Raw genomic sequence first — 19,332 nt, 5'->3', positions numbered from 1 at the left:
GGACCGAAGGTGCGCACCCGTTCCGCCACCTACCCCGACCGCGAGACCGCCCAGTGGGCCACCCAGCAGGTCGTCACCGCCAACGAACAGGTCATCCACCGCTGGCTCGCGCAGTCCACACGCGCGAGGCTGACCATCGAGGCGTCTTGGCCCTCCCGGCCCGAACCGGTCGGGCGGGTGCTGCTGCAGGCCATGATGCTGGCCGGCCGCGGGCCGGTGGACGTACGGGCCGCCCGGGTCGTCCTGCGGCGGGACGCCTCCCGCCCCCACGGCTTCGCCGTCCACGCCAGGTTCCCCATCTACCTGTAAAGACGCATGGAGGCTGACCACCGTGCCCCTGAGCCCCCTGGAACACGACCGCCGCTACGGCGAACTCGACCAGGTCATGCGTGCCTACGTCGGACAGTTGCGCTGCCCGGACACCCCTCTCTCGTCACGACGCCATGACCGCACGCCCGTACGATGACGTGCAAGACGAGTCGCTGACGGCCGATGTGACGGGGAGGCATACGCCATGGCCGCACGGGGGTCAGGTCCAGGGCACGGTGACAGCACCGATCTGCGGGTGTCCTCGCAGGACCTCGCCAAACTCGCGAACGACCTCGACGACATGCAGGACCACCTCGACAAGCAGGTCCGGCGTATGGACGAGCTCGTCGACCGTATCGAGGCCGGCTGGCGGGGCCCGGCAGCGAAGGCGTACCGGGAGTTCCACCGCGCGGCGGCTGAGGACGCCGTACGTATCCGGGAAGTGATGAAGGGCCTGGAGCAGGCCGTGCGGATGAGCCGTGACGGCTTCAGCGCGGATGATCTGCACGTCTTCGAACAGATGCGGCGGATCCACGTGGACATCGACAGCGAGGTCGACAAGCTCTCCACCCCCAATACGGAAGCCGAGGGCGAACCGACCCGTCGGCGCAGCAGCCTCGACGGCCTCTGAGATCACCGACCCGACGCGCCTGTCCTGCCGCACAGTTATCGATACACAGGGGGAACCATGTCGACCAGTGCTGACGACGACCACATGGCTGTCTCGTTCGCCACACTCCACGAACTCGCCGTCGAACTGGAGGACATCCTCAAACAACTCAACGGCAAGCTGGACGATCTGTACGACCGAGTGGAGCCGGTCGTCCTGTCCTGGAGGGGCGAGGCCCGCGAGATCTTCGTACAGAAGCTGGACGAGTGGGACCGATCGGCCCAGGACCTCCAAGCGGCACACAAGTGGCTGCACGAGTACGTCACCACCGGGCACACCAACTACGCGGCGGCACACAGGGCGGTGCTGCGCGGCTGGGGAGCCGCCTGATGGGAACGCCCACCCCGTTGGCGAACGGGACCATCGACGTCACACCCTCCAACCTGCACTTTGTCGCGAGCAGCTTCGCGGGCCAGCAGGCACCCTTCGACAAGGCCGCGAAAGACCTGCTCACCGAGTTGCACAAGTACCCGGATGCCGGCGGCTACGGGACTGCGGCCCAGGACTTCGCCAAGGCGTACGCCGAGGTGGCAAACCTGTTCCTGGATGTGTGGGCGAAATCCGTGGAGAGCATCGGCGGCGCCGCTGTCGGCTTCGCCACCACTGCGAACAACTACTCGAAGGCGGAGGCGGCGAACGACGCTTCCGGTAAGACCCAGCCCCAGATCCAGCCACCGCCTCACGTCATCCCCAAGGCCCCGGACTACGGTTCCGTACCCGACCTCAAATGGGGTGACGACGACGGCGGCGACGACTTCATCCGCTCGTTGCTCGAGTACATACCCGACGTGGCCTGGCACATCATCCGTCCGCTGCTCAAAGATGCCTTCCGCTGGGGCAAGGTGCCCGACGTCTATCCCTTTCCGCAGCAGCACTACCTCAACTCGCTTTCCCAGGCATGGGCAAACTTGACCATCACGCTCTCCACGACCGAGAGCATGCTGACCGGCTACGTGAACGGCATCACGCAGCAGAGCAACAGTGAGTGGTACGACGCCATGCGCCAGTTCTGCAGCGCGTTGTGGGGGACGACGGCCTGGGGCAGGAACGATCCCGGCTCCCCCTACAAGTGGAGGCACGACACAGCGTCCAGCCCCACCGCGACCCATCCGGTCCTGTCGGTCCTCTTCGACAGCGCCAAAAAGATCAGCGACCTGCTCCGTGAGCTGTCGGAGGCAGCAGTCGAGCTCAACCGCAAGGTCTGGAAGATCTACTTCGAGGCAGTCAAACAGGCGGTCGGCAACATCGACCTCAGCGACGGCTTGGGCATGGACGACGTCGAAGAGGGGGCCAAGACCGTGGGTCGCTTCCTCGGTGGCCTCCTCGAGGCGGGAGCGGAAGTCGGAACCGAGATCACCCTCAACATCGACACAGGCGCCCTGAACGCCGTGGTGGATCATTACACCGCTCGGGTCGAAGCACTGACTCGGCAGTTCCACGGATTGAAATCACACCTGGATGAAGCCAAGCTCAGTGCCCCGGCCTACCACGCGGAAGAAGCCCGGGCGGAGGCATTCGGTGCACGAGCGCTCAACGAATTCAAACATGGGCACCCCTGGGCCAAGAAGAAAGACGTCGACAACGGCGTTTACAAGATCGACCTTGCGAGCGACGAATGGCTGGACGGAGGGCACACCCTGGACAAGCACGTGGGAAAAAGCGACGCCCAACTGGCCCAGCGCCTGCGTGATCAGGGCGATCCTCCGACTGCCGCATGGCCCTACGGCAAGCCCAAGATCGGCTCTGCCTCCACATTCACGACAGTCGAGCAGGCGCAGAAGCTGACCCAGTACAATGTCGATCTCAATTCACCGGAGATCAAAGAATGGCTGGGGCGTCCGCCGAAGGCAGAAAACAATGATCTGAAGCTGCCCATCGATTGCGCCGCTCCGAACGGCGAGGACAGCGGGCGGAGCGTCACCAAGCAACCGAACGGCGTCAATGGTGAAGGCTTCAAGAACAAAGGGCTGAACGCCCAGGCGATCCCGGTCAAAAACGTGAGGACCGTGCTCAAGTACGATCCCTCACTCACTCCGCCTTTCGTCGTTCTGACGTCCATGCCGAGTCTCTGACTGCAGGAGTAGAAATCAACAGCGTTTGGAACCCAGAATCGATGACGTGGGACAACATGGATCCGACCACGCATCCGTTCGACCCCGAGCGAGCACTCGACGTAGTACGTGAAGTGGTCTACTCGGCCGATCCGGAATCAGGCAGGCCCGGAGGCGCGTGGTCGTCCCATTCGGTGGCTCGCGGCTTGGCCGAACGATACGGTCCCTGGGCCTTCGGCTGGTACGGGAACGTGGAGGAGAACCCTGACGCCGGCGCCCTCATCAGACTTCCTCTCCGTGACACCGCCGACGACCTCGAATCCCAGGCCCAGCGGTATACGAATATCCTGCTGGAATGGCGTTCCTGGCTCGAGGACCTGGCTGCGGTGTTCGCCGCCTCTGCTCCTGACGCCGACGCGGACGCGGAAGAACGGCAGCGCTCTCGCGAGCGCGGTGTGGCTCCATTGGTCGCTCTCGTGGTGGAGCGTACGGGCGCCGGCGAGCTGTGGCGCGGCCCCTGCACGCAGGCGCTGGCCTGGTACCTGGAATCCACGGGCATGGCTCCCGAGGCTGCGGAGGAACTGGCGGACGATGTCGTTGACGGGGAGTTCCGGAGTTGGATCGCGCCTGACGCCGAGACGGTGGAGAGGGCACGCCACACCATCGGGAACCATGGTGCGTGACGATCTGCAGAGTTGGCTTCATGTCCGCGAGAAAGTCGATTGGACGGACGTTCCCCATGGACTGGCCGGCCCGATCCGTGGTCGACGCGATGGGCTTCTGACCGCGGCCGCCTTGCGTGACACACCTGGGGACAGCACGCGCGGTGACAGGCTGCGGACCGCCTGGGAGCGGGCGCGTTGTGACGCAGCGGCCGGTGCCTGCCTCGGATTCCACCTGCTGTGCGAGTGGCAGAAGCTGGTACTGGGACTGCCCGACGTCGGTTTCCGCACCTTGCCGGCCTTCGCCAAGGCCGGACGAGAACGGTACGGGCTCAGCGCTGAAACGCCGCGGCTCTTCCATGGATGCCTGGCCGAGAGCGCGGACATGGACGTCCCCCTGGCCGGCCGAGCCGCCCGCGTCTACCTCGACGTCTGCTTCTTCCACCCCTTCCACGACGGCAACGGCCGCGCCGCATTGCTGGCACTCGGCTTCGTGCTGGCACGAGAAGAGGTGTTTCTGGACGAGGTAGGGCCCATCCAGGTCCGCAGGTATGCGGACGACCCTGTCGGAGCGGCCTCGCTGGCCCGGGTCGTTCACACCTTGGCCATGGCAACCGTACGACGAAGCCGGTCGAACCAGCCGGTCGAACCACCGAACAGCCTCTGCGCAGCATCTGTGGACCTCTCGGCAAGAACCCGGCCAGTCCTGCGCCGAGCACCTGAGGGAGGACCACTTGACCCTGCGGGGACCGAAGCGGCCGTGACCCAGGAGAGAGACTGACCAGTATGCGCACCCGAACCGCCACCTACCCCGACCGCGAGACCGCCCAGTGGGCCACCCAGCAGGTCGTCACCGCCAACGAACAGGTCATCCACCGCTGGCTCGCGCAGTCCACACGCGCGAGGCTGACCATCGAGGCGTCCTGGCCCTCCCGGCCCGAACCGGTCGGGCGGGTGCTGCTGCAGGCCATGATGCTGGCCGGCCGCGGGCCGGTGGACGTACGGGCCGCCCGGGTCGTCCTGCGGCGGGACGCCTCCCGCCCGCACGGCTTCGCCGTCCACGCCACGTTCCCCATCTACCTGTAAAGACGCGTGGAGGCTGACCACCGTGCCCCTGAGCCCCCTGGAACACGACCGCCGCTACGGCGAACTCGACCAGGTCATGCGTGCCTACACCGGACAGCCGGCCGACGACACTCCCGACAGGCCGAGTCAGGCCCTGACCGCCTACCTACGCCACACCTGGCACAGCCGGCCCTGGGCTCTCGCCGTCGCCGAGCGACAGTTGCGGGAGTACGCCGACAACCCGCCGGGACGACTACGCCTGCGGCTCGGCGAGTTCTACGCCGTCCTCGACGTCGGCCTGGCCGAGAGCGACGTCCAGCAGTGGTTGTTCTGCCTCGCCGACCACATCAAGCACAGCATCGAGACCGGCGACGTGCCGCCCCCGTCCGTCCCCGCCACTCACTGGGAATGGCACGCGCGCTTTCCCGAACTCGGCCAGTTCCTCGGGGGCTGGTTCTCCCAGGACATGCCGGACGAGTTCGACGACCACGAGGCAGCCGTCGACGACTACCGGAACTCCACGGACCCACAACTCGTGGCCCGGCTCGTCGGGGAACTCCATGAGCTGCTCGCCCTGGACCTGGACGGCAGCGACTACGCACTGGCCGTCGCCGAACTCGGCATGGAGGTCGACCCACCTGCTCCGTACTCAGCCGGCGGCTGGCTGGCGCTCGTTGCCGGGCGACTCTCCGTGCCGACGGCTGAAGACGGTCCGTCTGCCTGAGCAAGACCTGAAAGAAGAGGGGGCGGCCGCAAGACGACGTTGCGACCGCCCCCTCAAGCGGAGGAGCTCACCCTCACGCCCAGGTGATCAGCCTCTTCGGCTGTTCCAGGATCGCCGCCACGTCCGCCAGCACCTTCGAGCCCAGCTCGCCGTCCACCAGGCGGTGGTCGAAGCTGAGGGCCAGGGTGGTGACCTGACGCGGCTTGACCTTGCCCTTGTGGACCCACGGCTGGAGCTTGATGGCGCCGACCGCGAGGATCGCGGACTCGCCGGGGTTGAGGATCGGCGTGCCGGTGTCCACGCCGAAGACGCCGACGTTGGTGATGGTCACCGTGCCGCCCTGCATGGCGGCCGGGGAGGTCTTGCCCTCCCGTGCCGTCGCGACCAGGTCGCTGAGCGCGTCCGCGAGCTGGGGGAGCGTCTTGGCGTGCGCGTCCTTGACGTTCGGCACGATCAGGCCGCGCGGGGTCGCGGCGGCGATGCCCAGGTTCACGTAGTGCTTGACCACGATCTCCTGCGCCGCCTCGTCCCAGGAGGCGTTGATCTCCGGGTTGCGCTTGATCGCGACCAGCAGGGCCTTGGCGATCAGCAGGAGCGGGTTCACCCGCCGGCCCTGCATCTCCTTGTCCTGCTTGAGCTCCTCGACCAGCTTCATCGTGCGGGTCACGTCCACCGTCACGAACTCCGTGACGTGCGGCGCCGTGAACGCCGACCCGACCATCGCCGCCGCGGTCGCCTTGCGCACGCCCTTGATGGGGACACGGGTCTCGCGGGCGCCGTCGTAGGTCGCCACGGGCGCCGGGGCGGGGGTGGCCGCGGGGGCCGGGGCGGCCTGCTCGGCGGCCTTCGGAGCTGCCGCCGCGTGGACGTCCTCGCGCGTGATGATGCCGTCCGGGCCGGACGGGACGACCGTGGTCAGGTCGACGCCGAGGTCCTTGGCCAGCTTGCGCACCGGGGGCTTGGCCAGCGGGCGGGGCTGCTCCGCCACGGGGGCGTGGCCGTTCAGCTCCGCCTGGATCGCCTGGGCCGGTGCCGGCATGGTGACCTCGGGGCCCTTGCGGGGGCGGCGCTTGGTGGAGGAGGTCGCCACGCCGTAGCCGACCAGGACCGGCTGGCGGCCCTCCGGCTTGGGCTCCTCCTCGGACGGGGCGGACTCCGCCTTCGGCTGCTCGGCCGGGGCCGGCACGGGCGCGCCGCCGGCCACCTCGACCGCGATGATGGCCGTGCCCACGTCGACCGTGGTGCCCTCGGGGAAGCGCAGTTCCCGGACCACACCGTCGTAGGGGATGGGGAGTTCGACGGCCGCCTTGGCCGTCTCGACCTCGCACACGACCTGGCCGTCGGTCACGGTGTCACCGGGCTGCACGTACCACTTGAGGATCTCGGCCTCGGTGAGTCCCTCGCCGACGTCCGGCATCTTGAACTCGCGCACGGATGCGTCAGTCATCGTCGTCACGACCTTCTCCTCAGTACGCCAGCGAGCGGTCGACGGCGTCGAGCACGCGGTCCAGGTCCGGCAGGTACTCCTCCTCCAGACGCGCCGGCGGGTACGGGGCGTGGTAGCCGCCGACCCGGAGCACCGGGGCCTCCAGGTGGTAGAAGCAGCGCTCGGTGATCCGGGCGGCGATCTCCGCGCCGGAGCCGAAGAACACCGGCGCCTCGTGGACCACGACCAGGCGGCGGGTCTTCTCCACCGAGGCCTGGATGGCGTCGAAGTCGAGGGGGGAGACCGAGCGCAGGTCCAGGACCTCCAGGTTCTTGCCCTCCTCGGCCGCGGCGGCCGCGACCTCCTGGCAGAGCTTCACCATCGGGCCGTAGGCGGCCAGGGTGAGGTCGGTGCCCTCGCGGACCACCTGCGCCTTGTGCAGGGGCGCCGGGATCGCCTCGACGTCCACCTCGGCCTTGTCCCAGTAGCGGCGCTTCGGCTCGAAGTAGATCACCGGGTCGTCGCTCTGGATGGCCTGCTGCATCATCCAGTACGCGTCGGAGGCGTTGGAGGGGCTCACGATCTTCAGGCCCGCGACGTGCGCGAACAGGGCCTCGGGGGACTCCGAGTGGTGCTCGACCGCGCCGATGCCGCCGCCGTAGGGGATGCGGACGACGACCGGCAGCTTGACCTTGCCCAGCGAGCGGGCGTGCATCTTGGCGAGCTGGGTGACGATCTGGTCGTAGGCCGGGAAGACGAAGCCGTCGAACTGGATCTCCACCACCGGGCGGTAGCCGCGCAGGGCCAGGCCGATCGCGGTGCCGACGATGCCGGACTCGGCGAGCGGGGTGTCGATGACCCGGCTCTCGCCGAAGTCCTTCTGCAGGCCGTCGGTGACCCGGAAGACACCACCGAGCTTGCCGACGTCCTCGCCCATGACGAGGACCTTGGGGTCGGTGTCCAGGGCGCGGCGCAGCGACTCGTTGATGGCCTTGGCCATCGCCATCTTCTCGGCCATCTCAGTGACCCCCTTCAGCATCGGCGAACGACGCCTGGTAGGCGGCGAACTGCGCTCGCTCCTCGTCGACGAGCGCGTGCCCGTCCGCGTACACGTTCTCGAAGATGGCGAAGTGGTCCGGGTCGGGCATGGCGCGGACCGCTTCGCGCACTCGTTTGCCCAACGCCTCGGACTCGGCCTCGAGTTCCGCGAAGAATCCCTCGTCCGCGTGGTTTGACGCCTCCAGGTACCGGCGAAGCCGCAGGATCGGATCCTTCGCCTCCCAGGCCAGCCGCTCCTCGTCGCCCCGGTAGCGCGTGGGGTCGTCGGAGGTGGTGTGGGCGCCCATGCGGTAGGTGTACGCCTCGACCAGGGTCGGGCCCTCGCCGTTGCGGGCGCGCTCCAGGGCCCACTTGGTGACCGCGAGGCAGGCCAGCACGTCATTGCCGTCCACCCGGACGCCGGGGAAGCCGTAGCCCTGGGCGCGCTGGTACAGCGGCACGCGGCTCTGCTTCTCGGTGGGCTCGGAGATCGCCCACTGGTTGTTCTGGCAGAAGAACACGACGGGGGCGTTGTAGACCGCGGAGAAGGTGAACGATTCGGCTACGTCGCCCTGGCTGGAGGCGCCGTCGCCGAAGTAGGCGATGACCGCCGAGTCCGCGCCGTCCTTGGCCACGCCCATCGCGTAGCCGGTGGCGTGCAGCGTCTGGGAGCCGATGACGATCGTGTACAGGTGGAAGTTGTTGCTGTTGGGGTCCCAGCCGCCGTTGTTCACACCGCGGAACATGCCGAGCAGGTTGGTCGGGTCGACGCCGCGGCACCAGGCGACGCCGTGCTCGCGGTAGGTCGGGAAGACGTAGTCGTCGTCGTTCAAAGCCCGGCCCGAGCCGATCTGGGCGGCCTCCTGGCCCAGCAGGGACGCCCACAGGCCCAGCTCACCCTGGCGCTGCAGGGCGGTGGCCTCGGCGTCGAAGCGGCGGGTGAGCACCATGTCGCGGTACAGGCCGCGCAGCTCTTCGGGGGTGATGCCGGCGACGTAGCCGTCGTACTCGGCGTTCTTGACCCGCTTGCCCTCGGGCGTCAGAAGCTGCACCAGGTCGGTGTCGGCGGTCTTCTTCGCGGTGGCGCGGGTGGTGCTGGTGCGCTTGGTCCCGGTGCCGCGCGACTTGTCGCCGGCCGTACCGGTCTTGCTGCCGGTGGTGCCGGCCTTCCCTGCGGCGCTGCGTCGCGGCTGGCGCGCGGCACTGCTGTCCACGGTCACGTGTGCTCCTCCGTCGTTCCGGCCCCCGGGGTTGCCGGTAGGCCAGTGCGGCTCACCTGTTTCGACCACCGGGCACGGGGTGGGTGCCACTCGGCCGGGAACAGGCGTGACAGGTGCCCCGGCGAGCGCCCTGCGACCATTACGTTACCCAGTGCTCCACATTTCTGTGAAACCCCACCTGACCTGCGTTTTTGCTTGGATTTCCAAGTAAATCGCGGCGATGTGGAAGCGTGCTGGTCACAGCCTTGCGGCAAGGCCGGAGCACCCGCACGTTATCCCGCTCACCCGGGTCACGGGAAGAGTTTGTGTCCGAGAGTGTCCGGTGTACGAAGGCGGCGAAATCGGGTTCTTTGCGGGCCCTTCGCTCCGGCCGTCCGGCGGGTTGTTTCCCCGGATTTTTAAGTCAGACCTTTAAAGGTGGCGGTGCGGCCGCACCTGACCGAATGCGATCGGCCGCGACCGAGCGTGACAAGCCCCAGCTCACGGCCGGTTTTCCGTGCCCTAGCATCTGCCGCGTGCCGCGCTCTTGTGTACCACCCGCCGTGCCCCACGCGCCCCCTCTGAGCACCCTGCTGCGCCTGTACGCCGCCGGTACCGCGCTGACCTGCGAACCCGTCGACCAGGGCCTGCTCAACCGCGGCTACCGGCTGTGCACCACCCGCGGCCGCTACTTCCTCAAGCACCACTTCGACCCCGACACCGCCGATCCGGCCGCCATCGAGCGCCGGCACCGGGCCACCCAGCGCCTCGCCGACCTCGGCGTCCCGGTCGCCCCGCCACTCGCGCACCGCGAGGGCCGCACCGTCGCCGTCATCGGCGGCCACGCCTACGCGCTGCACCCGTGGATCGACGGCAGACACCGGCACGGCGGCCAGCTCACCCCTGCCGAGAGCGCGCGCCTCGGCGCGCTGCTGGGCGCCGTGCACGCCTGTCTGGAGCGCGTGATGCCGCCGAAGCGGCGCACCCGCCCCGCCACGAGCCCGCACCCCGTGGAGAGCGCGGACCCGGCCGACACCTTCGCCCTCATCGACGACCTGCTCGCCCACGTGCGCCGGCACCACCCCGCCGACGCCTTCGACGAGCTGGCCCGGCACCGCCTCCTGGAGCGCCGTGCGCTGCTGGAGCAGCACGCGGACCGGCGCCCGCCGCGCGGCGGCTCGGTGGGCTGGGTGCACGGCGACTTCCACCCGTTCAACCTGCTCTACAAGGACGACGCCCCGGCGGCCATCGTCGACTGGGACCGGCTCGGTGTGCAGCCCCGCGCCGAGGAGGCCGTACGCGCCGCCGTGATCTTCTTCGTGCGCGCCGGCGGCACCCTGGACCTGCCGAAAGTGCGCGCCTACGCGCGCGCGTACCGGCGCGCGGCCGGCGCCCCGCCCTCGGAGCTGGCCGCGGCCGTGCGCCGGGTGTGGTGGGAGCGGCTGAACGACTTCTGGATGCTGCGCTGGCACTACGAACGCGGCGACACGCGCGCAGACTGCCAGTTCCCGGCCGCGTCGGCCCTCGCGGTGTGGTGGACGCGCGAGTACGACGCGGTGTGCGACGCGTTCGTGCGATGACCGGCCGGACCGCGTCACCTCAGGGTGACGCGGTCACGGGCCCGCCGGTGTCGTTCAGGGGGTGGATCCGCCCAGATCGCCGACCGTCGTGTTGCCGGCCGCGTTGCCGTTGCCGCCGCTGGCGGGGTCCCCGCCCGTGCCGCCGGCCGTGGTGCCGTCGGTGGTGCCGCCGTCGTTCGTCCCCCCGCCGGTGCCACCGTCGTTGCTGCCCCCGTTGGCGCCGCCGGTCGACGGCTTCGAGGACTGCGGCGACGACGGCTGCGTGTTCGACGGCTCGCCGGTCGGCTCCGTGGGCTGCGTCTGCGACGGGGTGTACGACGGCGTGTAGCCGGACCCGTTGCCCGTGTCCGACCCGTTGTTGTTGTTGGTGTCCGACGGCTGGCCGGTGTTGTCGTCGGTCGGTTCCGAGGTGGCCGAGTCGTCCTTCGTGCTCGTGGAGTGGGTCGCCGGCGGCTTGGTGTCGGTGCCGCCGCCACCACCGGCGCCCGCACCCTTCATGGCCAGCGCGACGCCCGCCGCGATCGCGATGACCGCGAGGACGGCGAGGATCCACAGCTTGCCGCGGCCGCTGCCCCTGTTGCCGTGGCCCTCGAAGCCGCCGTCGTCGCCGCCGTAGCCCGCGGGAAGGATCGGCTGCGGGATCTGCGTGGTGCCGGAGCCGTCCATCGGGTGCGACATGGCGGTCGTGCCCGCGAAGCCGCCCGCCGGGGTGTGCCGGCCGTCGTGCATGTCGACGGGGCCGGTGTTCCAGGTGCCGGTGTGGCCGCCCTGGTCGTACAGCATCTGCAGGGCGTACTGGACCAGGCCGCGCATCTCCTCGGCCGTCTGGAACCGGTCGTCCGGCTCCTTGGCGAGGGAGCGCATGACCAGGCCGTCCAGCTCCGGCGGGCAGCCGTCGGAGGTCTGCGACGGCGGGGTCGGCAGGTCCTGGACGTGCTGGTAGACCACCGACAGTGGGGTCTCGCCGGTGAACGGCGGCCGCAGGGCCAGGAGCTCGTAGAGCAGGCAGCCGGTCGCGTACAGGTCGGAGCGGTGGTCGACGGCCTTGCCGAGCGCCTGCTCCGGGGACAGGTACTGCGGGGTGCCCATGACCATGCCGGTCTGCGTCATCGTCGTGGACGCGCCGTGCAGCGCGCGGGCGATGCCGAAGTCCATCACCTTGACGGCGCCGCTGTTGGTGATGATCACGTTGGCGGGCTTGATGTCGCGGTGCACGATGCCGTGCTGGTGCGAGTAGGCGAGCGCCTCCAGCACGCCGGAGACGATGATCAGCGCCTGCTCGGGGCCGGGCGCCTCCGCGTTCATCAGCAGGTCGCGGATGGTGCGGCCCTCGACCAACTCCATCACGATGTACGGCACCGACTGGCCGCCCACCATGTCCTCGCCGGAGTCGTACACGGCGACGATCGCGTGGTGGTTGAGCCCGGCGACCGACTGCGCCTCGCGCGTGAAACGGGCCTTGGAGACCGGGTCCTCGGCCAGGTCCGCGCGGAGCAGCTTGACCGCGACCGTGCGGCCCAGGCGCACGTCCTCGGCCGCGAACACCTCGGCCATGCCGCCCCGGCCGAGCCGGTGCGTGAGCCGGTACCGGCCGTCGCCGACGAGCCCTCCGTTGCCCCACATCTCCGGCGCGTCCGACATGCCGCCGCCAGTCGCCTCGGGGTCGGACGGGCCCTGGGCGCGCTGCGTCTGTGCCATCAGTCCTCGCCGTCGTTTCTGCCCGCGGTGCGCGCGGTGTTGTCACGGTCTCCGTCGGCCCACGCTACAGCCTTCGTGGGGGCCACCGGTCCTGAACCGGATCCGGGGCCGGCCCGAGACGGACCGGCCATCAAACCTCCAGCACGCGCTGTCGTGCAAATTCTGTGTGCCGGTCGTACGGCCGCTGTAACGCTTGCACGACGCTTCTTGCGCGTACGGTCACGGAACGGGCACCGAGCTTGACGTGTCGGTGCCCTGGGGCAGACTTGGCCGGGAATGACACATTCGATCAAGGCCTGTTCGCGGGGTGACGGCGCGCCGGACGGCCAGTGGGGGACGCGGAGAGATGAGCCAGGACGGCGCACACGGCCGGTACGCGGGGCAGGCGCTGGCCGGCGGCCGCTACCAGCTGCGCGACTTGCTCGGCCAGGGCGGCATGGCCTCGGTGCACCTGGCGTACGACGCCGTGCTGGACCGCCAGGTCGCCATCAAGACGCTGCACACGGAACTCGGCCGGGAGCAGGCCTTCCGAGAGCGCTTTCGCCGTGAGGCCCAGGCCGTGGCGAAGCTCACGCACACCAATGTCGTCTCGGTCTTCGACACGGGCGAGGACGAGCTGGACGGGATGGCGACGCCGTACATCGTCATGGAGTACGTCGAGGGCCGTCCGCTCGGCTCGGTCCTCGAGGAGGACATCCGGCAGTACGGCGCCATGCCCGCCGACAAGGCGCTGAAGGTCACCGCGGACGTGCTGGCCGCGCTGGAGATCAGCCATGAGATGGGGCTGGTCCACCGCGACATCAAGCCGGGCAACGTGATGGTGACCAAGCGCGGTGTGGTCAAGGTCATGGACTTCGGCATCGCCCGCGCCATGCAGTCCGGTGTCACGTCGATGACACAGACCGGCATGGTGGTCGGCACCCCTCAGTACCTCTCGCCCGAGCAGGCCCTCGGCCGCGGCGTGGACGCCCGCTCCGACCTGTACTCGGTCGGCATCATGCTGTTCCAGCTGGTCACCGGGCGGCTGCCGTTCGACGCGGACTCCCCGCTGGCGATCGCGTACGCGCATGTGCAGGAGGAGCCGGTGGCTCCGTCCTCGATCAACCGTTCGCTGCCTCCGGCGGTGGACGCGCTGGTCGCCCGCGCGCTGAAGAAGAACCCGAACGAGCGGTTCCCGACCGCCGAGGCCATGCGCGACGAGTGCCTGCGGGTGGCCGCCTCCGTCCAGGCCGCTCCGCCGAGCATCGTGCCGGGCGCCGGGCCTCAGCAGAGCGGCGCCGGGGTCGGGTCCGCGGTGTTCCCGCCGGTCGACCAGTCGGCCCAGGCGCCCGCCGGACCGGTTCGGACGCCGTACCAGCCGGGGCCGTACGGCCCGCACACGCCCGCTCAAACCGGTCCCGCGCCGTCCTACGGCTACCCGCAGCAGGCCGGCTACCAGACGCCTCCGGCGGGCTACGGACCGCAGAGCCCGTCGACCCCGCCGCCGTACGTCATGTCGCCGCAGACCTCCGTTCAGCCGTCGGGCTCCGGTGGCGGCAGGGGCAACAAACCGGTGATCATCGGCTCGGTCGCGGTGTCGCTCGTCGCGGTCGTGGCCCTGGTCGTGGCGCTGACGCTGAACAACCACGGCGGCGACGACAAGGGCGGCGGAGGGAGCCCCTCGGCGTCCGCCTCCCACCGGGCCGGCTACCGCGGGCCGGACACCACCCGCGTGATCGACAAGGCCAAGTGCACCGAGCCGCAGAAGGCGTGGGACGACGCGAAGAAGGTCGAGCTGCCCGACTTCCGGTACAAGGACATCAACTCGGTGAAGGCGTGCTTCCAGGCGGCGGGCTGGCAGTACCGCATCAAGAAGGTGGACGACAACACCTGGGGCGACGGGACCGTGCTGGACCAGTTCCCCTCTGAGGGCTCGGACGTCGACCCGAAGGACCCGGGCACCATCGAGCTGAGCGTCTCGACGGGCAACCCGCCGCAGTGACACGCGGGAAAGGGCCCGGCGGTTCGTCCGCCGGGCCCTTTCCCGCGTCCGGGTCCCGAGCCGTCCGGGACGTCGGGCCTTCTACAGGTACGGACCGCCGGACCGGCCCCCCGTGCGGGGGTCGTCGCCCTCGTGGCCCGCCACGCCGGGCGGCAGCGCGCGGCGCATCTGCTCCAGCTGGGCCCGAGCGGCCATCTGCTGGGCGAACAGCGTCGTCTGGATCCCGTGGAAGAGGCCCTCCAGCCAGCCCACCAACTGCGCCTGGGCGATGCGCAGTTCCGCGTCGCTCGGGGTCACGTCGTCGGTGAACGGCAGGGACAGCCGCTCCAGTTCCTCCACCAGCTCCGGCGCGAGGCCGTCCTCCAGCTCCTTCACCGAGCTGGCGTGGATCTCCTTCAGCCGCACCCGGCTGGCCTCGTCCAGGGGAGCCGCGCGCACCTCCTCCAGGAGCTGCTTGATCATGCTGCCGATCCGCATGACCTTGGCAGGCTGCTCGACCTGTTCCGTGACCGGAGTCTCGCGGGAGTCGTCGTCCCCGTTGCCACCGCCGAGCGCCATCCCGTCCTGACCCACGACGAGGATCTGCGGATTCTCCGGCGACCGTTCGTTCCTCGGCATCTCCATGTCGCCATTCTCTCGCACGCGTACACCTCATCAGCGTGGTGCCCCCCGGAGCCACTGATCCACCGTGTAGACCCGTCGGCCCAATCCGGAATGCCCTTCAAATCGCCGAATGTGAGGCTTGTCTGCATCCGTTCATCCACCCATCACGACACTCCGGGCTCCGGGAGGTCACCGACGTGACTCCATGGCTGCGACTCAAGCTCCGCACTCTTCGGCTGCTGGTCGTCCTCACGACGGCTCTGCCGGCGTACGGCACGGCCGCCGCGTACGCCACCGAACCCGGCGCACCGCGTTCCTCCCCCAGTTCCTCCCCCTCCGGCCACCTGAGCCCCGGCCACGACCCCTCCGGCCACCCCGGCCCCGGCCACGACCCCTCCGACCACCCGGGCCGCGATCACGACCACGAGCACACCCCGAGCGACCAGTCCCGGCCGCCCATGCCCTCCGACTCCGCGTCCGCCTCGTACACCCCGGCCGCCGAGCCGTCGCGGGCCGGGAGCGGGGCCGGGGAGGGACGGCTGCGCCCGGGCCGGCCGGACGGGCCCATGGCGCACAGGGAGGGCGACGACGACGAATCCGTGCCCACCCGCTCCTCCGACTCCGCCGCCGCACAGCCGGAGGAGCCGGAGATCGCGGACACCCCGGAGCAGTCGCCGACGTCCTCGCCGCCGCCCGCCGAAGCCGGCCTCGACCCCGCCCGGCCCTCGGCGGGGGCCCAGAGCGCCGGCGACACGGACGGACCGGTCCTGCGCATCCTGCCGCTGGGCAGCGGCCTGGTCCTGATCGGGCTGGGCCTCGGTCTGGCCTTCCTGGGCCTGAGACTCCGCAAGAGCTGACCGCCGCGCCGGCAGGCGCGCGGGTGCGGCGGCCCGGTGGGACGCGGGGGTGCCTCCTGCGCGAGGCACCCCCGTGACGCCGTTACGGCGCCACCAGCAGCACCTTGCCGATGTGACCGCTCTCCTCCACGACCTGGTGCGCCTCACGGGCCTGCGGCATCGGCACTTCGCGGTCCACGACCGGCCGGACATGACCGGCGGCGAGCAGCGGCCACACATGCTCGCGCACCGCGGCGACGATCGCCGCCTTCTCGTCCAGCGGACGTGCCCGCAGCGAGGTCGCGCTGATGGCGGCCCGCTTGCTCAGCAGCGCGCCGATGTTCAGCTCGCCCTTGGACCCGCCCTGCATCCCGATGATCGCCAGACGCCCGTTGACGGCGAGCGTCTGCACATTGCGGTCGAGGTACTTGGCGCCCATGTTGTCGAGGATGACGTCGGCACCCGCCCCGTCGGTGGCCTGCCTGACCTCGGCGACGAAGTCCTGCTCGCGGTAGTTGACGAGAATGTCCGCGCCGAGCTCGGCGCAGTACTCGAGCTTCTCCTTGGTCCCCGCGGTCACCGCGACCTTGGCGCCGACGGCCTTGGCCAGCTGGATCGCCATGGTGCCGATGCCGCTGGAGCCGCCGTGCACGAGCAGCGTCTCCCCGGGACGCAGGTGCGCGATCATGAACACGTTGGACCAGACCGTGCACACCACCTCCGGCAGCGCCGCCGCCCGCTTGAGGCCGACGCCCTCGGGCACGGGCAGCAGCTGCCCGGCCGGTACGGCGACCTTCTGGGCGTAGCCGCCGCCCGCAAGGAGCGCACACACCTCGTCGCCGACGGCCCAGCCGGACACCCCGGCGCCGATCGCGGCGATCCTTCCGGAGCACTCCAGGCCGGGGTAGGGGGAGGCGCCGGGCGGCGGGTTGTAGAAGCCCTGCCGCTGCAGGATGTCGGCGCGGTTCACGGCGCTGGCCACCACCTCGACCAGCACCTCGCCCTCGCCGGGCACCGGATCGGGGACCTCGTCCCAGACCAGCGCCTGCGGACCACCAGGTTCGGGAATCGTGATCGCATGCATGCCGGTGACGCTACTCCCCTGGGCGGTTTCCGGCCGCGCAGACCGCTGGGTGGCGGGGCGGGGGCCGGGTGTCCGGGTGGTGCGGGCCCGGACGTTTCACGTGAAACACACCCCGATCCCCACCGCCGCCCAGGGCAGGTCCAGCAGCTCCGCCTCCTCGCCCTGTTCGGCCCCGCCCGGCGGGACGACGGCCAGGGCGTCGGCGGCGGCGATGCCGCGCAGCATGGCCGGCCCGTTGTAGCGCAGCGGTACGGCACGGTCACCGCGCAGCACCACGGGGACGAGCCGGGTGTCGTGCGGATGCCCCTGCACCGCCTCCTTCAGCGGCAGCGCGTACGGCTCCGGGGCCGGCCGTGCGGCCAGGGTCCGCAGCAGTGGTTCGGCGAGCGTGAGCAGACCGGAGACGGCCGCCAGGGGGTTGCCGGGCAGGCCGACGAGGTGCTGGCCGTCCTTGGTGCGGGCCAGCAGCATGGGGTGACCGGGGCGCACCTTGACGCCGTCGACGAGGAGTTCCGCGCCGATGCGCTCCAGGGTGGGGTGGACGTGGTCCACGGGGCCGCCGGCGGTGCCTCCGGTGGTGACGACCAGGTCGGCCGCGGAACCGGTGACGGCCTTGCGCAGGGCCCTGGCGTCGTCGCCGATCCGGCGTACCGCGACGACGTCGGCGCCGAGCGACCGCAGCCAGGGCGGCAGCATGGGGCCGAGCGCGTCCCGGATCAGCCCGTCGTGCGGACGGCCCTCGGTGAGCAACTCGTCGCCGAGCACGAGAACTTCCACGCGGGGCCGGGGCACGACGGTCACGGTGTCGTATCCGGCCGCCGCGGCGAGCCCCAGGACGGCGGGGGTGATCAGGGTGCCGACGGGCAGCAGCTGATCGCCGGTGCGGCACTCCTGGCCGCGCGGGCGGATGTCCTGGCCGTGCGCCACGTCCCGGGTGGCGTGCAGCCGGCCCTGGGAATCGGTGCGGCCGTGTTCGCTGCGCAGTACGGCGGTGGTGTCGGCAGGGATGCGGGCGCCGGTCGCGATGCGGACGGCCTCGCCGTCGGTGAGCGGCCCGGGCTGCGCATGCCCGGCGAGTACGCCCTCGTCGCGCACCTCCCACGGTCCGGGACCGGCGACCGCCCAGCCGTCCATCGCGGAGGTGTCGAAGGAGGGCAGGTCGGTGAGCGCGTCAAGGGGCGCGGCCAGGACCAGGCCGAGGGCGTCGCCGAGCGGCACGGACACCGGGCTGCGGCGGACGCCGGACCGGGCGGCCCGGGCGGCGATGTCGCCGGCCTGCGCCCACGGGGTGGCCCGGTGCCGCTCGCGGCGCCCCTCGGGTGCCGGGGCGGGGACACGGCCGGTGTTGTCGTCCTTGGCTTCCCTCACGAGGGCCAGGGCCTCCTCGACGTCGAGGTCGTCGCGGTCCTCCGCGGGCGCCCCGGCCCGGGTGCCGGGGGCGGTCATCCGGCGTCCGGGGCGCTCGGGCCCCCGCCGTTGTCGTCCTTGCGCCCTCTGTGCTCTTCCTCCCAGCGCTGGGCCAGCGCGGCGGCCTTGCGGGCGGCCTCCGCCACGGCCTCGGGGCCGCCGTTGCCCCGGGCCGCGGCATAGCCGACGAGGAACGTGGTCAGCGGGGCGGCCGGCCGGTCCACGCCGTGCGCGGCGTCACGGGCCAGGTCGAGCAGACCGCGGATGTCGACGTCCAGGTCGATGCCCAGTTCGTCCTTGACTGCGGAGATCCATTCATCCAACACGTGCCCATGCTCCCTGATGCGTGCCCTGGCGTCGGCGATGTCGTCCCAGGTGTCGCAGTCGAAGGACGCGAGCGGGTCCGGGACGCGGGTGAGTCGGAGGGCGCCGGTCAGCCGGCGCAGGGGCAGACCGGTGAGACCGTCCGGCCCGGTGGCGAGGCCGGCCAGCTCGCGGCGCAGCGCGGCCGTGCGGTAGGCGGCCACGAGCGGCTGGTCCCGGCCGTCCGCGTCGGTGAGCAGCGCGCCGTCGGCACCGGTCTGCCCGAGGGCGGCCAACAGGCGGTGCAGCGTGACCGGTTCGAGAAAGGGCAGGTCGGCGGAGAGGACGACGGTGTGCTCGGCCGTGGCCTGACGCAGCCCCGCCTCCAGGGCGGCGACCGGTCCGGCGCCGGGCGGCTCCTCGCGCGCCCAGCGCACCGGGCGCACGGTGGGCCGGGGTGCCGCCACGACGACGGTCGTACGGGCGCCCGCGCAGGCGGTGAGCACCCGGTCGAGCAGCGCGCGGCCGCCGACCCGGACCCCGGGCTTGTCCGCACCGCCCAGCCGCCGGGCGGCGCCGCCGGCCAGCACGACGACGTCGTACGGCACGGCGGGCGCGGGCGCGGCGGTGGCGTTGTCGGTCACTCCCCGAGTATGCGTGCCGAGCTGATCACAGGGAACCGATGGACCGGGACGC

The 19,332-nt window shown here is 70.8% G+C and carries 20 protein-coding genes; 12 read left to right on the top strand and 8 right to left on the bottom strand.

Going from position 1 to position 19,332, the window contains the following annotated elements; genetic code table 11:
* Window positions 1-9 precede the first annotated feature (9 nt).
* Genes ACLU3S_RS02580 through ACLU3S_RS02540 form a run of 9 tightly spaced genes read left to right on the top strand, consistent with a single transcriptional unit; the run spans window position 10 to window position 5,481 of the window.
* The gene (locus ACLU3S_RS02580) at window positions 10-309 is read left to right on the top strand and encodes an RNase A-like domain-containing protein (protein WP_413950034.1); all 300 of its coding nucleotides are present in this window, start codon (window positions 10-12) and stop codon (window positions 307-309) included.
* Window positions 310-331: 22 nt separating this feature from the next.
* Window positions 332-466 (top strand): hypothetical protein, encoded by a 135-nt coding sequence (locus tag ACLU3S_RS02575; protein WP_413950081.1) that lies wholly within the window; start codon window positions 332-334, stop codon window positions 464-466.
* Window positions 467-514: 48 nt separating this feature from the next.
* Complete coding sequence (locus ACLU3S_RS02570) at window positions 515-940, top strand: WXG100 family type VII secretion target (RefSeq protein ID WP_413950033.1); 426 nt, start codon at window positions 515-517, stop codon at window positions 938-940.
* Window positions 941-997: 57 nt separating this feature from the next.
* A complete protein-coding gene (locus ACLU3S_RS02565) occupies window positions 998-1,309 on the top strand; it encodes a WXG100 family type VII secretion target (protein ID WP_413950032.1) in 312 nt (103 codons plus the stop codon).
* The gene (locus ACLU3S_RS02560) at window positions 1,309-3,051 is read left to right on the top strand and encodes an RNase A-like domain-containing protein (RefSeq protein ID WP_413950031.1); all 1,743 of its coding nucleotides are present in this window, start codon (window positions 1,309-1,311) and stop codon (window positions 3,049-3,051) included. Before ACLU3S_RS02565 ends, ACLU3S_RS02560 begins: the two co-directional genes overlap by 1 nt.
* A gap of 41 nt (window positions 3,052-3,092) precedes the next feature.
* Window positions 3,093-3,713 carry a hypothetical protein gene (locus ACLU3S_RS02555; RefSeq protein ID WP_413950030.1) on the top strand — a complete coding sequence of 207 codons (621 nt, stop codon included), beginning with the start codon at window positions 3,093-3,095 and terminating at the stop codon, window positions 3,711-3,713.
* Window positions 3,703-4,473 (top strand): Fic family protein, encoded by a 771-nt coding sequence (locus ACLU3S_RS02550; protein WP_413950029.1) that lies wholly within the window; start codon window positions 3,703-3,705, stop codon window positions 4,471-4,473. The genes ACLU3S_RS02555 and ACLU3S_RS02550 overlap by 11 nt, the downstream gene beginning before the upstream one ends.
* Before the next feature lie 5 nt (window positions 4,474-4,478).
* Entirely contained in the window at window positions 4,479-4,778 is a 300-nt protein-coding gene (locus tag ACLU3S_RS02545; protein ID WP_413950028.1) for an RNase A-like domain-containing protein, read from the top strand.
* Between the two features lie 22 nt (window positions 4,779-4,800).
* Window positions 4,801-5,481, top strand: a complete 681-nt coding sequence (locus ACLU3S_RS02540; protein WP_413950027.1) for a contact-dependent growth inhibition system immunity protein — start codon at window positions 4,801-4,803, stop codon at window positions 5,479-5,481.
* Between the two features lie 73 nt (window positions 5,482-5,554).
* On the opposite strand, the gene ACLU3S_RS02535 is transcribed toward ACLU3S_RS02540, so the two are convergent.
* Genes ACLU3S_RS02535 through pdhA form a run of 3 tightly spaced genes read right to left on the bottom strand, consistent with a single transcriptional unit; the run spans window position 5,555 to window position 9,165 of the window.
* Window positions 5,555-6,937, bottom strand: a complete 1,383-nt coding sequence (locus ACLU3S_RS02535) for a dihydrolipoamide acetyltransferase family protein (RefSeq protein ID WP_413950026.1) — start codon at window positions 6,935-6,937, stop codon at window positions 5,555-5,557.
* A gap of 10 nt (window positions 6,938-6,947) precedes the next feature.
* The gene (locus ACLU3S_RS02530; protein ID WP_413950025.1) at window positions 6,948-7,925 is read right to left on the bottom strand and encodes an alpha-ketoacid dehydrogenase subunit beta; all 978 of its coding nucleotides are present in this window, start codon (window positions 7,923-7,925) and stop codon (window positions 6,948-6,950) included.
* A gap of 1 nt (window position 7,926) precedes the next feature.
* Entirely contained in the window at window positions 7,927-9,165 is a 1,239-nt protein-coding gene (gene pdhA / locus ACLU3S_RS02525; protein ID WP_413950024.1) for a pyruvate dehydrogenase (acetyl-transferring) E1 component subunit alpha, read from the bottom strand.
* Window positions 9,166-9,707: 542 nt separating this feature from the next.
* Here pdhA and ACLU3S_RS02520 point away from each other — a divergent pair.
* The gene (locus ACLU3S_RS02520) at window positions 9,708-10,724 is read left to right on the top strand and encodes a phosphotransferase (protein WP_413950023.1); all 1,017 of its coding nucleotides are present in this window, start codon (window positions 9,708-9,710) and stop codon (window positions 10,722-10,724) included.
* A 54-nt stretch (window positions 10,725-10,778) separates the two neighbouring features.
* Here ACLU3S_RS02520 and ACLU3S_RS02515 read toward each other — a convergent pair whose 3' ends face one another.
* Window positions 10,779-12,422: a protein kinase domain-containing protein gene (locus ACLU3S_RS02515; RefSeq protein WP_413950022.1), complete on the bottom strand. Its 1,644-nt coding sequence runs from the start codon at window positions 12,420-12,422 to the stop codon at window positions 10,779-10,781.
* 346 nt (window positions 12,423-12,768) lie between these two features.
* On the opposite strand from ACLU3S_RS02515, the gene ACLU3S_RS02510 reads away from it, so the two are divergent.
* Entirely contained in the window at window positions 12,769-14,403 is a 1,635-nt protein-coding gene (locus ACLU3S_RS02510; protein ID WP_413950021.1) for a protein kinase domain-containing protein, read from the top strand.
* A gap of 81 nt (window positions 14,404-14,484) precedes the next feature.
* Here ACLU3S_RS02510 and ACLU3S_RS02505 read toward each other — a convergent pair whose 3' ends face one another.
* Window positions 14,485-15,027: a bacterial proteasome activator family protein gene (locus ACLU3S_RS02505; protein ID WP_413950079.1), complete on the bottom strand. Its 543-nt coding sequence runs from the start codon at window positions 15,025-15,027 to the stop codon at window positions 14,485-14,487.
* A gap of 176 nt (window positions 15,028-15,203) precedes the next feature.
* Between ACLU3S_RS02505 and ACLU3S_RS02500 the strand changes: the two genes are divergently transcribed.
* Entirely contained in the window at window positions 15,204-15,863 is a 660-nt protein-coding gene (locus tag ACLU3S_RS02500; RefSeq protein ID WP_413950020.1) for a hypothetical protein, read from the top strand.
* An 82-nt stretch (window positions 15,864-15,945) separates the two neighbouring features.
* On the opposite strand, the gene ACLU3S_RS02495 is transcribed toward ACLU3S_RS02500, so the two are convergent.
* From ACLU3S_RS02495 to ACLU3S_RS02485, 3 genes are all read right to left on the bottom strand, one after another.
* Window positions 15,946-16,926 (bottom strand): NAD(P)H-quinone oxidoreductase, encoded by a 981-nt coding sequence (locus ACLU3S_RS02495; RefSeq protein ID WP_413950019.1) that lies wholly within the window; start codon window positions 16,924-16,926, stop codon window positions 15,946-15,948.
* A gap of 96 nt (window positions 16,927-17,022) precedes the next feature.
* Entirely contained in the window at window positions 17,023-18,372 is a 1,350-nt protein-coding gene (locus ACLU3S_RS02490; RefSeq protein ID WP_413950018.1) for a molybdopterin molybdotransferase MoeA, read from the bottom strand.
* On the bottom strand, window positions 18,369-19,280 hold the full coding sequence (locus ACLU3S_RS02485) for an NTP transferase domain-containing protein (protein ID WP_413950017.1): 912 nt from the start codon (window positions 19,278-19,280) through the stop codon (window positions 18,369-18,371). Before ACLU3S_RS02485 ends, ACLU3S_RS02490 begins: the two co-directional genes overlap by 4 nt.
* Window positions 19,281-19,332: the final 52 nt, after the last annotated feature.

This window comes from Streptomyces sp. AF1A, from assembly GCF_047340315.1.
Classification (GTDB): domain Bacteria; phylum Actinomycetota; class Actinomycetes; order Streptomycetales; family Streptomycetaceae; genus Streptomyces.
Note: the sequence above shows the minus strand (reverse complement) of the source record. Positions and strands in the feature narration are given on the sequence as shown.